General features: G+C 67.6%; 14 protein-coding genes. 4 read left to right on the top strand and 10 right to left on the bottom strand.

From position 1 onward, the window contains the following. Positions 1-122: 122 nt before the first annotated feature. A complete protein-coding gene (locus OG405_RS25455) occupies positions 123-587 on the bottom strand; it encodes a hypothetical protein (protein ID WP_327148939.1) in 465 nt (154 codons plus the stop codon). 133 nt (positions 588-720) lie between these two features. After that, positions 721-4,041: a bifunctional lysylphosphatidylglycerol synthetase/lysine--tRNA ligase LysX gene (gene lysX / locus OG405_RS25450; protein WP_327148938.1), complete on the bottom strand. Its 3,321-nt coding sequence runs from the start codon at positions 4,039-4,041 to the stop codon at positions 721-723. A gap of 249 nt (positions 4,042-4,290) precedes the next feature. Here lysX and OG405_RS25445 point away from each other — a divergent pair, with 249 nt between their 5' ends. After that, complete coding sequence (locus OG405_RS25445) at positions 4,291-4,512, top strand: RNA-binding S4 domain-containing protein (protein WP_327148937.1); 222 nt, start codon at positions 4,291-4,293, stop codon at positions 4,510-4,512. A gap of 37 nt (positions 4,513-4,549) precedes the next feature. Here the strand turns inward: OG405_RS25445 and rraA are convergent, their stop codons facing one another. The 8 genes from rraA to OG405_RS25405 form a co-directional block, all read right to left on the bottom strand. Then, a complete protein-coding gene (rraA, locus tag OG405_RS25440) occupies positions 4,550-5,038 on the bottom strand; it encodes a ribonuclease E activity regulator RraA (RefSeq protein ID WP_327148936.1) in 489 nt (162 codons plus the stop codon). Positions 5,039-5,119: 81 nt separating this feature from the next. Next, on the bottom strand, positions 5,120-5,482 hold the full coding sequence (locus tag OG405_RS25435) for a DUF5313 family protein (RefSeq protein WP_327148935.1): 363 nt from the start codon (positions 5,480-5,482) through the stop codon (positions 5,120-5,122). 56 nt (positions 5,483-5,538) lie between these two features. After that, on the bottom strand, positions 5,539-5,916 hold the full coding sequence (locus OG405_RS25430; protein WP_327148934.1) for a DUF5313 family protein: 378 nt from the start codon (positions 5,914-5,916) through the stop codon (positions 5,539-5,541). Between the two features lie 9 nt (positions 5,917-5,925). Then, positions 5,926-6,852: a CopD family protein gene (locus OG405_RS25425; RefSeq protein WP_327148933.1), complete on the bottom strand. Its 927-nt coding sequence runs from the start codon at positions 6,850-6,852 to the stop codon at positions 5,926-5,928. Beyond that, positions 6,849-7,400 carry a copper resistance CopC family protein gene (locus OG405_RS25420; RefSeq protein ID WP_442790609.1) on the bottom strand — a complete coding sequence of 184 codons (552 nt, stop codon included), beginning with the start codon at positions 7,398-7,400 and terminating at the stop codon, positions 6,849-6,851. The genes OG405_RS25425 and OG405_RS25420 overlap by 4 nt, the downstream gene beginning before the upstream one ends. After that, positions 7,397-8,041, bottom strand: coding sequence for a YcnI family copper-binding membrane protein (locus tag OG405_RS25415; protein ID WP_327148932.1), 645 nt, complete (start codon positions 8,039-8,041; stop codon positions 7,397-7,399). Before OG405_RS25415 ends, OG405_RS25420 begins: the two co-directional genes overlap by 4 nt. Then, on the bottom strand, positions 8,002-8,631 hold the full coding sequence (locus OG405_RS25410; protein ID WP_327148931.1) for a hypothetical protein: 630 nt from the start codon (positions 8,629-8,631) through the stop codon (positions 8,002-8,004). Before OG405_RS25410 ends, OG405_RS25415 begins: the two co-directional genes overlap by 40 nt. Before the next feature lie 148 nt (positions 8,632-8,779). Next, positions 8,780-9,418 carry a DUF6474 family protein gene (locus OG405_RS25405; RefSeq protein ID WP_327148930.1) on the bottom strand — a complete coding sequence of 213 codons (639 nt, stop codon included), beginning with the start codon at positions 9,416-9,418 and terminating at the stop codon, positions 8,780-8,782. 264 nt (positions 9,419-9,682) lie between these two features. Here OG405_RS25405 and OG405_RS25400 point away from each other — a divergent pair, with 264 nt between their 5' ends. The 3 genes from OG405_RS25400 to OG405_RS25390 all read left to right on the top strand — a co-directional run bounded on the left by OG405_RS25400 (position 9,683) and on the right by OG405_RS25390 (position 14,385). Next, a complete protein-coding gene (locus tag OG405_RS25400; RefSeq protein WP_327152516.1) occupies positions 9,683-11,395 on the top strand; it encodes a TM0106 family RecB-like putative nuclease in 1,713 nt (570 codons plus the stop codon). Beyond that, positions 11,388-13,346, top strand: a complete 1,959-nt coding sequence (htpG, locus tag OG405_RS25395) for a molecular chaperone HtpG (RefSeq protein WP_327148929.1) — start codon at positions 11,388-11,390, stop codon at positions 13,344-13,346. Before OG405_RS25400 ends, htpG begins: the two co-directional genes overlap by 8 nt. A 313-nt stretch (positions 13,347-13,659) precedes the next feature. Beyond that, on the top strand, positions 13,660-14,385 hold the full coding sequence (locus OG405_RS25390; RefSeq protein ID WP_327148928.1) for a hypothetical protein: 726 nt from the start codon (positions 13,660-13,662) through the stop codon (positions 14,383-14,385). The last annotated feature ends 1 nt before the right edge of the window (position 14,386 follow it).

The following is a 14,386-nucleotide window of genomic DNA, read 5'->3' as shown; positions in this document are numbered from 1 at the left end:
GCCGCATCGACCCGGCGGATCTTCAGCCGAGGTCATGGTGCCGAAGCGGACTCGGATGTCCGGTCGAAAAGCAAAAAGCCCGGTTCGCCGATCGGCGAACCGGGCCCTCTGAGCCGGTGGGGTTACTGACCGGAGGGTGGGTACGGCGGCTGACCGCCCTGTGAAGGGTTGGGGTAATTCGGGTCCGATGGGTAACCACCACCCTGTTGGGGATAGCCACCTTGCGGGGGATAACCGCCTTGCTGGGGGTAACCACCTTGCTGCGGGTAACCGCCCTGCTGCGGGTAACCGCCCTGCTGCGGGTAGCCGCTCTGCGGGGGGTAACCGCCCTGCGGTGGCTGGCCGGGCTGGGGGAACTGGCCCTGTGAGTTGTTGTCGCTCTTCTTCTTGCGAGCGAGCAGGATGACGGTGACGATGATGACCACCACGAGCACGCAGCAGATGATGCCGAACAGGCCGAAGCCGCCGCCTTTGCCCTTGCTCTTCTTGCGGGCGGTCAGATCGATGGCGGACGCCAGCGTATCGGTATTCGCCCAGGCCGAATAGTCCACCTGTCCGGCGTGGGTGAGCAGATCCACGTAACTCAATTTCGAACCCCGTTCCGAGAGTCGGCCCCTCCTCCCGGGACCGAAGTCACTACACCGTACTTCCCCGAACTGCGGCTGGGAAACCTTCACAATGCCTCGGCCGGATCGCCGGTGCGGGTTGTGCTCTGGGCGATCATCGCGGCCTGATCAGCGGAAACGGCTGAGTCTCGCGCAGCGCGCGTCCGGTCAGCAACATGATCACCCGATCCACACCGAGACCGAGCCCGCCCGTCGGCGGCATCGCGTGTTCCAGCGCGCACAGGAACTCCTCGTCGAATTCCACCGCCACCTGACCGCCGTCGGCCGCGATCCGGGATTGGGCCGCGAGGCGCCGCCGCTGCTCCACCGGGTCGGTGAGTTCGCTGGACCCGGATGCCAGTTCGATTCCCCAAGCCACCAGATCCCAGCGTTCGGCCAGCGCCGGGTCCCGGCGGTCGGGCCGGGCCAGTGGCGAGACCGAGCTCGGAAAGCCGGAGTAGAAGGTCGGTTCCCGGGTGGTCTCGACCACCAGTCGCTGATAGAGCGCGTACGCGGCCCGGCCCTCGTCCCAGCCGGGCTGGTGGACGATATCGGCCTTCTCGCACAGCTCCCGCAGGTCCGGCAGCGGGGTCTGCGGAGTGATCTCCAACCCGATCTCCTCCGAGAGCGCCCCATACATCGAGCGCACCCGCCATTCCCCGGAAATATCCATCGCCGCCAGCGAGCCGTCCCCGGTCGGGCGCATGGCGATCATCGAATCGTTCGCGCCGAGTGCGGCCTGCTGGACCAGTTGCCTGCACAGGGTCATCATGCGCCGATGGTCGCTGTGCGCTTCATAGGCCTCCAGCAGGGTGAATTCGGGCAGGTGACGCGTATCGGCGCGGGCGTTGCGGAAACCGGGGCCCAGCTCGAACAGTTTCTCGACGCCGCCGACACACAATCGTTTCAGCGACAGCTCTGGCGCGACCCGCAGATGTAGATCGGTGTTGTCGGCATCGATATGGGTGCGCAGGCTCCGAGTGGCCGCGCCACCGGGGCCGTGCTGCAGTACCGGCGTCGTGACCTCCAGGAAACCGTAATCGTGCAGGGTATCGCGTAGGGCGCGCAGTACCGCGCTGCGCCGGGCCAGGAGTTCACGCGCGTCCCGGTCGATCATCAGGTCCAGATAGCCGCGTCGCATCCGGACCTCCGGATCGGTGAGGCCGTGCCATTTGTCGGGCAGCGGATGCAGACATTTGCCGAGCATCCGCCAATCCGCCACCAGCAGGGACAGTTCGCCGCGCCGGCTGTAGCCCAGCTGGCCGCTGACCGATACCAGATCACCCAGATCGACGAGTTCGCCGAATTCGTCGAGGCGTTGCCGGCCCAGCCGGTCGCGGTCGAGTAGCAGCTGGATATCGCTGGTCCAGTCCCGGACCGCCGCGAAGATCACGCCACCGTAGTCACGACGGCGCAACAGCCGCCCGGAGACCCGGACGGTGGTCCCGCGCGGCGTGCGCCTGGCCGCGGCCACGGTGTGCGTCGGTGGAAATGGCAGTGGGTAGGGGTCGATGTGCGCGGCGGCGAGCCGGTCCAGTTTCCCGGTCCGCACTCGCACCTGTTCGGAGCGGTATGTGGGAGCGTGCTCGGGTTCGGACTCTCCGATCGCGATCTTCGCGCCGGGGCGCACGGGGGACGGGTGCTCCGGCGCGGTGCGATGACGGCCGGTGTGGGTGAACGCGGTGGATCGCCGGTCCGGTCCGGGCGCCAGTCCTTCGGCACGCGCCGCGGCAATGGCGATGCGCGCGAGATCGCGTGGGGTATCGCACAGCACATAGCGGGGCACCCAGCGCGGCTGATACCGCATACTCGCCCGGTGCAGCCGGTCCTGCTGCCACCAGCGCGCGAACGCCAGCGGCAGCGTGCGCGCGCTACGTGCGATTCCGGCCGCCCTGCGCAGCGGTGCGGGCGATACCGTCTCCGTGCGGCCCGTCGCTTCGAATACCGACCGGAACAGTGTGAAACTCAGCGATACCTGGTGGATGCCGTGCTGTTCGGCCCGCAGGGCGAATTCGGCGATCAGCAGGTCCGTGGTCTCCGGGGGGCTGCCCGGGGCGTGGCGGAGCAATTCCATGGTCGCGCCGGCCTTGCCCCATGGCACCAGCGACAGCAAACCGAGTACGCGCTCGCCGCTGTCGACTGCTTCGACGAGCAGACAGTCGCCGTCTCGGCGATCGCCGAGACGGCCCAGGGGCAGCGGATACCCGCGTTCGGTTTCGCTGTGCCGCCAATCCTCGGCGCATAACGTGAGGCGCGCGAGCTCGGTGGTCCCGATATCGCGGTGGCGGCGGATCCGTACCGTCACACCCTGTCTGCGGAGCCGGGTGACGGATTGCCGGACCGGTGCGAGTTCCGGTGCGGCGAGAGAGAAACTCCGGGTGTCGAGTACGGCTTCCGCGCCGGCGGTCACCGCGGTGAGTCCGGCACGCTGGTAGACGGGGACGGCGGCGTCGCTCGCCCCGATCACCGCGACCCGCCAGCCGAAACCGTGAGCGTAGCGTTGCCAGGTCTCGACCGCCTGTGGCCAGGAGTCGTGCGCGCCGAGCGGATCGCCGAGAGCCAGACAGACCCCGTACTCCACGCGATAGCCGATGGCGGCTTGGCCGTTCGGTGTGAAGATCAGTTCCCGGTCGCGGCGGGTCGCGAGATAGTCGATCGAACCGGCGGTATCCGAATCCGCCAGTAGATCGCGTAACGCCGACTCGTCGGCGTCGGCGAGCGCGTACTCCGCGCGCCGGGTGCCGTTCAGGACCAGTGCTGTCGCCGTGAACGCCAGCGCGCCGAACAGTCCGACCAGGAACTGGGCCGGAAATGGTGGTGTTCCGATCGCCACCGATGAGCCCGGCACGAGATCCACGGTGAGTTCGGCGATCACCCATCGCGCGCGTTGCGCTGCCGAAGGCAGCGATCCCGGAAACACTTGGACCACACCCCAACCGGCGACAGCCGCGAGCAGCAGGCCCACGGCCAGGGATACGGCGGCGGGGCGGGGTGCGCAGCGCCGGATCCGCGCGCCGAATTCCGAGCGGCTCAGGATCAGCACGACGAGCGCGGCCGTATGCGTCAGCGCGGCGACCACGGCGTGCCGATCGTGTACGCGCACGACATCGGTCAGGTTCACCGGAATCCAGCTCGCCACGTAGAGACTCAGCGCCCACCAGGCAACCCGCTTGCGTCCCGCCAGCCCGATGGCCAGCCAGCCGATCAGACCGGCCCACAGCAGGTTTGTATCGGGTGCGTACAGGTAGTACCGGTCCAGATAGTGGCGGACGCTGCCGAGTACCGCCGACAGCGTCGGCGACAGACTCCAGAGCAGGCAGGCGCCCGCGGCAATGCCCGATACCAGCGCGGCGATACGCGGTATCGTCGCGAACCGCCCGGGCCTGCCGGATCGGCCGGGTCGTTCGAGGTATCGCGGTTCCTGCGTGGGTATCACCGTCCCAGTCTGACGCCAGGAATCACCGAATCATGGCTGTGGCCCAGCGTGTTAATGGTATGTCGGGCCGGAAACGCACGTATTTCCCTGTGCGCGGGCACGGTTGGCCGATATGGGAAGCCGGGTCCCGGGCGTGGCGCGCGAACCTGTCCCGAAATGTCGGAAAAGTCTTGTTGTTACGCGACCGGAGTCATCGGATCGCCGGGGCCGGTCGGTATGCGCCGTGACCGGGGGAGTAAGCATAAACCTATGTCGGATCCAATCGATGTGCCGATCGACGACGACGCCATACGGCTCGGACAGTTCCTGAAACTGGCCAATCTGATCGAATCCGGGTCGGAGGCCAAGACAGTTATCGCCGCCGGGCTGGTCCGCGTGAACGACGAGGTCGAATTGCGCCGCGGCCGGCAGTTGCAGGTCGGCGATGTCGTCGCCATCGCGGGTCATACCGCCAGGGTGGGCACCGGTTAACTCAGAGCCCGCCGGGTAGCGGGGCGGCGGTCGCGGGTCAGGATTCGGCGCGCACCACGATGCCGTCGTGGTCGCTGTAGAGCACCTCGCCCGGGTTGAAGGTCACGCCGCCGAACTCCACCGGTACGTTCTTCTCGCCACTGCCGGTCTGGGTGCTCTTGCGGGGATTGGTCCCCAGAGCCTTCACACCGATCTCGAGGGTCCGCAGGATCGCCGAATCGCGCACCGCGCCGTTCACCACGACCCCGGCCCAGCCGTTGTCGACTCCGCGGCCGGCGATGATGTCGCCCACCAGGGCGGTGTGCACACTCGCCCCGCCGTCGACCACCAGTACCCGACCGGCACCGGGTTCGCCGAGCATCTGCTTGACCAGCAGGTTGTCCTGGAAACAGCGGATCGTGACGATCCGGCCGGCGAACACCTGGCGGCCGCCGAACTGGATGAACTGGGTGTCACAACTCCGGATATCGGGCCCGATCTCGTCGGCGAGATCCGCGGTGGCCACCTGCTGCTCTGATTCGGTCATGTTTGTCGATTGTGCCGGGTGGATCGCCGCAGTGGGCATCACCCCCCGTCGCCGGACACTCCGTAGACCGGACGCGGGCGACTAATGGCGGTAGCGAAGGTTGTACAGCTCACGATCGAGTCGGGAGAACTTCTGTTCGTCGACCAGGTTCGGATCCAGTCCGTGCTGTACGAAGCGGAACCGGCGCCACACGTAACTCAGGGAGATCCCGAAGATGATCAGCGGCACGATCATCATCACGATAATCCCGAGCTTGAGTGTCATAGGTCCCGGATACAGCAGGATCAGCACGAGGAAGGGGATGATCGGCACGAGGAAGCGGATCATATAGCGCTTCATGGCCCCGCGGCCGATGAGGTCCTGAACTACCCACTCATGCAACTCCGGGGGCAGTTCGAAGCCCAGATCGTAGATCATCCGTTGCTTGAAAGTCGGCTTGTTCATAGCTCCAGGCTATGCCCGTGTGATATCGCTCACCAGGGGTAATTCCCGGCCCGGGTTCAGGCGCGACCGTGCCGCCGCTCGTAGGCGGCCCGTTCGACGGACGCGCGGCGGCGGACGTCGGCGACGGCCAGCTCCGGGTCCAGTCCGTGCTTCACCAGCCGATTGCGTCGGAAGACGTAGGTGAGCGCCACGGTGAAGAAGATCAGCGGGATCAGCAGCAGCGCCATCATCGATGCTCCGATCCACAGCGGCCCCGGTACCAGCAGGAACAGCAGCAGTACCAGGACGAGCGGCACCAGCATCCGGACCAGATAGCGGCGGGTCGCACCCGGCCCCGTCAGATCGTTCAGTACCCAGTCCGCGTACTCGGCGGGCAGCGTCCGGCCACAGACGTACCCGATCCGCTGGAGGAGACTCGGAGTTCGGGCAGGCATGAACCCAGCCTATCCGGTGATGGCCAGCGAGGCCGCCAGCCCGAACACCACCGCCATCACCGCGACCTCCAGCACCGCGCGACGCAGCGACGCCGCCGCGGAGATCCGGTGCGCGGCCGCCGCCGCCACCCAGCTCCGGCGCCACCACCAGCCCAGCACCAGCAGTATCGCGAGCAGGATCGATTTGGCCAGCATGATCCGCCCATAACCAGTGGTGAAGAACGCCGCGAACCCACCCAGGCGCACCAGGCCGTTGAGTACCCCGGTCAGCGCCACCGCCGCGATCATCGGCAGTGCCACCGCCGAATACCCGGGCAACGCCTCGGCCCAGCCGCGACGCCCGCGGACCACCAGGCCCAGCGCCAGCAGCAGGCCCAGCCAGGTCGACGCCGCCAGGGCATGCACCGCGGCCAGCACCGAACCGGCCGGCTGCTGCGACATATGGCCGGTGATCGGGCGCAGGGTCACGCATACCGCCGCGAAGACGAGGACCAGATCGGCCGAACGCTGACCGGGCCGCCGGAACGCGACGGCGGCGTACAGCGCGATCCCGGCAGTGGCAGCCAAGATGACCAGGCCGATCTGGCCGGCGCTGATCCGCAGCAGGTAGGTGCCGAAATCGGCCGGACTCAGCGCCGTCACCCCCGAACCGACCACCTCGCCCGCGGCGAAGATCGATGTCGCGAATTCGAGGCAGCACCAGAGCCCTGCCAGCCCTGCCAGCATCCGCCAGGGCACCTCGATCCGGTCGGCCAGCCGCGGTGCGAGGGTGAGGCCGAGTACGGCCGCGCCTGCGATATCGGCGCAGAACCGTACAGTCGAAGCCGCCGGGACACCGCCGAGCGCCCAGGCCAGCAGTACCCCGAGCAGGCCCGCCGGGATCACGAGTCCGAGCGCGATCCGTTCGTCGGTCCCGCTCGGGACGCCGTTTCTCACCGCTGTTTCTCACCCTTGCCCAGGCTCGATCCGAACAGCGCGAACGCGAGACCGCCGCCGAACAGCACGATCGCCCCGACGATGTACACCCACACCGGAATGCCGCCTGATCCGCCGTTCCCGCCCTGCGCGTTCGCCGCCGGGCCCGGAGTGCCGTTACCGGCCGTGCTCAGCGTGAAGCTGCGCTCACCGTTGACGACGTGGCCGTCGGCCGAGGTCACACGGTAGGCGATCCGGTAAACGCCGGCCGGGCCGAGTTCACCTACCTCGACACCGAGGTTGCGGCCGTCGACGACCGGATCGCCCTTGGACCAGAGGTTCCCGTCCGGCCCCACCACGGTCATGGCCGGGAAGTTCGGTTGCAGGGGTTCGTTGAAGGTGATGGTGGCGCGCTGCGGACCGACCTCGACGGTCGCGCCGTCGGCGGGTTCGCTGCCCACGACCGCGGAGTGGGCGGTGGCCGGTCCGGTCGCAGCGCCGAGGGCAACCATGATCAGGGTGGCCACCAGTGCGAAGCGTCGGCCCCACCGGGTCGTCCGGTCGGTCATCGCCGGCTCCGGACCACGGCGCCGACTCCCGCGCCCAAGGCCAGTGCACCGAGCGCCAGACCGAGACCACCGAGCCAGCGGGCGGTGGTGTCGCTGCTGTCCTCGGCGGGCGCCGCGACCGCATGATCTCCGTGGCCGGCTTCCTCTCCGGCCAGCGTGACCACCGGCGAGGGATGTTCGACCGAATCGTGGTCACCGGTCTCGTTCCAGCGCACGACGGTGCCGTCGCTGTAGGTCTGTTCGGCCGGGAACGCGACCGAATCGGATTCCGGGAACGGCCCGAGCGAGACCGTGAAACGCTGGAACTCGCCCGGCCGGATACCCGGGCTGCCCGGATTCGCGGTCCAGGTGACAGCGGTGACCTGATCCTTGTCGTCGCGGTCGATCTTCGCAGTCCAGCCGGGGACCGGCTCGGTGCGGGCGGTGGAGAATCCCGGCACGGTGACCCGTACCGAGGTGGTGGCGGCGGTATCCGATTCGGTCGGCACGCTGAAGGTGGCTACAGCGCCGTGCCCGGGTTCGGCGTCCGGTGCGGAAACGCTTACGTGGGCGGCCGCGGTACCGGCTCCGGCGAGTACGAAACCCGCGGCGAAGGTCGCGGTCAGACCCTGGCGCAGGACGGGGGAGATCCCGTGGGACATGTGTTGGAAGCTTTCTCTCCGAGGGAAACAAGGGTGCGGGGGCTGGTGCGCGCAGGTGGCGCGCGTGGACCCGACGCTCCGTTCGGAGAGCGATGCGCCGCGACCGCGGTGGTCGCGGCGATACGGACCCGGGGCGTACCCGGGGCGGGGCGTGGTGGATCGAGCAACGTACGCACCACCGAGGACGCCGACCGGTAGAGCCGCTCGGCCGCGGTGATCATCAGCGCACAGACCGTGAGCGCGACCAGATGGGCGGTGGTCATCGCCCCGGCGGACAGCACATCCGCGGTCGGTTCACCGGTGGTGTCGTGATGACCGGTGAGCCCGGTCAGCGCCCAGTGTCCGGCGAACTGCCCGGCCGCGAGAGGGACCAGGATGGCGCGGCCCGATGCCGCCCACCGGCCGGTTTCGCCGATGATCGATCCGGAAGCCGCCCCGGCCAGCAGTGCCGTGAGCAACAGCAGCGCCGCTCCGGCGGAGGTGGGGTAGCCGCCACCCGCCGCGCCGTGCGCGGCGATGGCCAGCGCTCCGGTCGTCGCGCCCACCACGCAGCCCCGCAGCAGTGCGGGAGTCGGGTACGTGCTGGGCATCGCGGGCTTTCGGATTCGCCGACCTGACCGGGCCCGGCTGGTCGGGGAGTGGGCAGGGCAGTGTCCATAGTCGCCGACCCGGCCGTTGCCCGCGCACTCGGGCCGGGTATCCGGCGAGGCAGCGGGGCCGATCGGTGCCGGGTCGCGGTCAGGCGACGCCGAGGCGGGCGAGTACGTCCGCTTCGATCCGGGACAGTTCCGTGGTGATGGACGTGTACACCGACCGCCGCCGGGCCGCGGGCATCTGGTCGGCGGTGCGTACGGCCGCGGTGAGGGCCTCGAGCCGGTTCCGGGAATCGGCGACGAACTGCTGGGTGTCCTTGTCGGCCTTCCCGGCCGCGATCTTGTTCAGGGCGGCCTCGGTATTGCCGATACGGGCCTGCAACCGGCCACCGTGCCCGGTGTAGTCGCCGAGCTGATCCACTCCGACACCGAGCCGCGCGGCCCGCCGGGCATCGAGCTGCCCGCGCACGTAGGTCGCGCCGCGGTAGGCCAGCGGGGCGAGCACCGGAACCAGCACCCGCGCCACCCCGAGGTACTTCTTGATCTGGCCGGGGCTGAACGGATCCCGTTCGGCCCGCGCGGCCGTTTTGAGGGCGGCCTTCTCCTCGGCCTGCAGGGCGGCGATCTGCGCCTCGGCGACCTTGCGCTGCGAACGGGCTTCCGCGCGTTGCCGTTTCCGATCGTTCTTCGCGCCGAGCTTGGCCTCCATGGCGGCCTTGTGTTTGAGAGCCTTGGCTTCGGCCCGCCGACTCGGCCGCCGTTTGCGCTTGGTGAACAACCCCATCGAAGGCCCTCCGTAATGCTTGTTCGCTACGGCGATACGACACGGAAACCGCACCGTCCACCCGTGTCACACGGTTCGCCGACACCCTATCGGGTTCCCGGCCGAACCGGCGAGAGACTCTGCCCGTACCGGTGCGGCGACGTCGCTCCGAGATGCTCGATTGGGTGGAGTGTCGGGGGCAGGGACCATACTGCTTGCGTGCAACCGGGCAGTGTCGACAGCGAAGACCCCTCCGACGCCGAGAGCGAGCGGCGGGAGTCTCCCGTGCCGTCCGGGCGGACCACCGCCGGGGCGGACCGGCCCGCGTTCCTCGATGCCCGGGGCCTGATCGGTTGTCGCCATCGGCTCGGACTGGATGCCGCGCATCCTGAACAGCTCACCGAGGTACGCGAGGACGCGGGGGTTCAGCAGCGACGGGCAGCAGCCCAGGCCCACCGCGATCGGGTGCGCGACACCCTCACCGCGGCCGATCCCGCCGGCTGGGTGGTCATCGACCCGGCACTGCCCGCGAGCGCCCGTGCCGCGGCCACTCTGCGTGCCTGTGCGTCCGGGGCCGCCCGGATCTGGGGTGGGCTGCTGCCGTTGGACCCCGATACCGGTCGTCGCGGTGGCGCCGAGATCCTGCTGCGCGATATCCGCAACGGCGGCTATATCCCGGTCCTCGTCGTCAATCACAAGGTGACCGACCCCCGTCGGCCCGAACCGGCCGAATTCCATCCGCTGACCTCTGATCTGTTCGATTGGCACCCCGTTCCCGACCGTGCTCGCAAACTCCGCCAGCAGCCGCGCGACCAGCAGCGGCTGGCCCATGTGTACCGGATGCTGGAGCGTCACGGACTGGCAACGGCCACGGCGATCGGCGGCGTCATCGGGTTTCATTTCGACCGGATCCTGGTCCATGATCTGACCACGGTCCTTCCCGACTACGACAGCCGTTTCGCCGACCGGATCGCGGTGGTGCGCGGGCAGGTGGAAACCGTGCCCTCGAAGGTCCCCGAATGCCGTCAGTGCATCTGGTGGAACCGGGGCGCGGAAGGCGGTTGCCAGGCCTGGCTGAACGACCACCGCGATGTGAGTGTGGTGGCGCCGGGTTCGCGCGCCGAGGTGCTGCGCGGGCACGGGGTCACGACCATCGACGAACTCGCCGCCTGGTCGGGTCCCGAACCCGACGACTGGCAGCACGGCCCGTTCGAGGAAACCGTGGTCACCGCACGGGCGTGGCTGGTCCAGGCACCGCTGGTACGTCGGTTCGACCGGGTCTGGGTGCGTCGCGCCGATGTCGAGGTGGATGTCGATCTGGAGAGCTATCAGGAAGACGGCGCCTATCTGTGGGGCACCCTGCTCGACGGGCGATATCGGGCATTCGTCACCTGGGATCCGCTGCCCACCGAGGACGAGGGCCGGTCCTTCGGCGAATTCTGGACCTGGTTGATGGAGATCAGGGCGCAGGCCACGGCGGCCGGGAAAACCTTCGCCGCCTACTGCTATTCGCGTAGCGCCGAGGACAAATGGCTCTACGAGTCGGCGCGGCGGTTCGCCGGGCGCCCCGGAGTACCGACGGAGAAGCAGGTCACCGAGTTCGTCGATTCCATCCAGTGGGTCGATATGTTCCAAGCGGTCACCGATCAGTTCATCTGCCCGAGCGGTAAAGGGCTCAAGAAGATCGCACCCGTGGCGGGTTTCGCCTGGCGTGACCCCGAGGCCGGAGGCGAGGCTTCGATGAGCTGGTACCGGCGGGCAGTCGGCTACGATGCCGATCCCGACCTCACTCAGCGCACACGGCTGCTGGAGTACAACGAGGACGATGTCCGGGCTACCGCTGTGCTGCGCGAATGGATGAATCCACGGGTGCCCCGGGAGCACAGCGCCGATCGTGAGGTTCCCGCACTGAGCGATTTCGCGGCGGCACCCGGAACACAGCCCGACCTGTGGACGAGCTCCGCACCGGGCTTGATTAATATTGGCGAGCGTGACTGAGCACGTCGAACAACTCGAGTTCCAGGCCGAGACCCATCAGCTGCTCGAGCTGATGATCCACTCGGTCTACTCCAACAAAGACACGTTCCTGCGTGAGCTGATCTCGAACGCTTCCGATGCGCTGGACAAGCTGCGGCTGGAGTCCTATCAGGACAAGGATCTACACGTCGATACCGACGACCTGCACATCGAGCTGGAGGTCGACAAGGATCAGCGGATCCTCACCGTCCGGGACAACGGCATAGGTATGTCTCGTGCGGAGGTGGTGGACCTGATCGGAACTCTCGCCAAATCGGGGACGGCCGAACTACGCCGGAAACTGAACGAGGCGAAATCCGACGCCGCGGCCGAGGAACTGATCGGCCAGTTCGGTATCGGTTTCTATTCGACTTTCATGGTGGCCGACAAGGTCGAGCTCACCACCCGGCGGGCCGGTGAGACCACCGGCACCCGCTGGGAGTCGGCGGCGGGTTCGGGGACCTACACCATCGAAAGCCTCGACGAGGCCCCGCAGGGCTCGGCTGTCACGCTCCATCTGAAACCGGCCGACGCCGAGGACCACCTCTTCGACTACACCCAGGAGCACAAGCTCCGCGAAATCGTGAAGAAGTACTCCGACTTCATCGCCTGGCCGATCCGCATGCAGGTCGAGCGTACGGTCACCGAGGGCGAGGGCGAGGAGAAGGAAGAGAAGACCATTGTCGAGGAGCAGACGCTCAACTCGATGAAGGCTCTCTGGACCCGCCCGCGCAGCGAGGTGTCCGACGAGGAATACCAGGAGTTCTACAAGCACGTCAGCCACGCCTGGGACGAACCGCTCGAGATCATCCCGCTCAAGGCAGAGGGGACCTTCGAGTACCAGGCGCTGCTGTTCCTGCCTTCGCAGGCGCCGTTCGATCTGTTCACCCGCGAGCACAAGCGCGGAGTCCAGCTCTACGTGAAACGCGTGTTCATCATGGACAACTGCGAAGAGCTGATGCCGGAGTATCTGCGTTTCGTCAAGGGCGTGGTGGACGCGCAGGATCTCTCGCTCAACGTTTCCCGCGAGATCCTGCAGCAGGACCGGCAGATCCAGATGATCCGCAAACGCCTGGTGAAAAAGGTGCTGAGCAGCGTCAAGGATTTGCAGGGTGCCGAAGACCAGGCGAAATATCGTACTTTCTGGCAGGAATTCGGCCGGGTCCTGAAGGAGGGTCTGCTCTCCGATTTCGACAACCAGAAGACCCTTCTGGAGGTGTCGTCCTTCGCCTCCACCCACTCCGAAACCGAGGCGACCACGCTGGCGCAGTACGTGGAGCGGATGCCCGAAGGCCAGGACGGCATCTACTACATGACCGGGGAATCCCGGGATCAGGTCGAGAGGTCGCCGCATCTGGAGGCATTCCGCGCCAAGGGCCGCGAGGTACTGATCCTCACCGACCCGGTCGACGAGATGTGGGTCGGCTCGGTATCGGAGTTCGACGGCAAACCGTTCCAGTCGATCGCCAAGGGTGAGGTCGATCTGGAAACCGAGGAGGAGAAGAAGGAATCCGAAGCCCTGCGCGAACAGCAGGACAAGGATTTCGCCGAGGTACTGACCTGGCTGGGTGAAACCCTGGCGGACAGTGTCAAAGAGGTCCGGCTCAGCTCGCGGTTGACCAGCTCGCCGGTATGTCTGGTGGGCGACGTCTTCGATATGACGCCGATGCTGGAACGGATGTACCGGGCCTCGGGCCAGGAATTGCCGCAGTTCAAGCGGATCCTGGAACTCAACCCCACCCATCCGCTGGTGACGGGTCTACGCGATGCCTACGACACCCGCAAGGACGACGCCGACGCGGGCAAGGTTCCCGAGCTCACCGAAACGGCCGAACTCCTTTACGGTACGGCGGTTCTGGCCGAGGGCGGCGAATTGAAGGATCCGGCCAAATTCGCCCAGGTCCTCGCGGACCGGTTGACACGCACGCTCTGACCGGAAGGCGGCGGGGCTGTCGTGGATTCCGTGGCCCCGCCGCCTCTGAGCGACGACAATCGAAGAGAACGGGCAATCTGACCCGGCCGAGTAACCGGGCGGTAGCCCGCAGGGCCGGCCCCGGGTACGCACGTTCGGGGAGCGACCCGGGGCCGCCGAGTCGCGCGTCTCGAATTGCCCGGGGCGGCGGTGGTTCCACCATCGAGATCCGGACCGGGCGTTGGTGGCGCACCAGCGATTTGTAAAACATCAGGGGGTTTCGTCGATAGGTTGCCCGGAATGCGAGGATCGCGTTCCGGACAGGAGATCGATCATGCCGACCACTGCCGTGGCCAGCCGTGGTGTGCGCCGGGCGACGCTTCGGATAGCGTTGCTGGGCGCACTGATACTCGCCCCCACCTTGACGTCGGCACCCGCGTTCGCGGAGCCCGGCGCGGCGCCTACCACTACGCGACCCGTGCCCCCGGGAGCCGGAGTCGACGGTCCGGAGCCTGCAGTGCCCACGGTGCCTGCCGCTCCGGGCACCACGCCGCCGAGTGCCCCTGATGCCCCGGCGCCCGGCGTTCCCGATACTTCGGCGCCCCCCGCGCCCGCTGAACTCCCCGATCCGCCGCGTACATGCCCCGGTGGCGCCGTGGTAGTTCCGGGCGCCCCTTGCCCTGGGCTACCACAGGGTCCGTTGGGTCCCGATGGTTATGACAACTTCGGCTACGACTCTTCCGGTTTCGACCGCGCCGGTTTCGACCGCGCCGGTTTCGACCGTTTCGGTTATGACCGTTTCGGTTATGACCGCGACGGTTATGACCGCGCCGGTTTCGACTCTTCCGGTTTCGACCGTTTCGGTTATGACCACGCCGGTTTCGACTTGTGGGGCCGTGACCGTTCGGGGTTCGACCGTTTCGGGTTCGACCGGTGGGGTCGTGACAGTGAGGGTTACACCCGTGCGGGTTGTCGTGCCGACGGTAATGACCGGGAGTGGGCCGATCGCGCGGCGTGCGACGAATGGCGGCGGCGTCCGGCGACCGGTAGCGCCGGCTGAT

The sequence above is a fragment of the Nocardia sp. NBC_01329 genome (assembly GCF_035956715.1).
In the GTDB taxonomy this organism is placed as follows: Bacteria; Actinomycetota; Actinomycetes; order Mycobacteriales; family Mycobacteriaceae; genus Nocardia.
This window is presented reverse-complemented; position numbering and strand designations above follow the sequence as displayed.

Coding starts and splice junctions, on each gene's coding strand:
- OG405_RS25430 (WP_327148934.1), bottom strand. CDS start 5,916: ATGCCTGCCCGAACTCCGAGTCTCCTCCAGCGGATCGGGTACGTCTGT.
- OG405_RS25410 (WP_327148931.1), bottom strand. CDS start 8,631: ATGCCCAGCACGTACCCGACTCCCGCACTGCTGCGGGGCTGCGTGGTG.
- OG405_RS25435 (WP_327148935.1), bottom strand. CDS start 5,482: ATGAACAAGCCGACTTTCAAGCAACGGATGATCTACGATCTGGGCTTC.
- OG405_RS25390 (WP_327148928.1), top strand. CDS start 13,660: ATGCCGACCACTGCCGTGGCCAGCCGTGGTGTGCGCCGGGCGACGCTT.
- OG405_RS25415 (WP_327148932.1), bottom strand. CDS start 8,041: ATGTCCCACGGGATCTCCCCCGTCCTGCGCCAGGGTCTGACCGCGACC.
- rraA (WP_327148936.1), bottom strand. CDS start 5,038: ATGACCGAATCAGAGCAGCAGGTGGCCACCGCGGATCTCGCCGACGAG.
- OG405_RS25405 (WP_327148930.1), bottom strand. CDS start 9,418: ATGGGGTTGTTCACCAAGCGCAAACGGCGGCCGAGTCGGCGGGCCGAA.
- OG405_RS25420 (WP_442790609.1), bottom strand. CDS start 7,400: ATGACCGACCGGACGACCCGGTGGGGCCGACGCTTCGCACTGGTGGCC.
- OG405_RS25445 (WP_327148937.1), top strand. CDS start 4,291: ATGTCGGATCCAATCGATGTGCCGATCGACGACGACGCCATACGGCTC.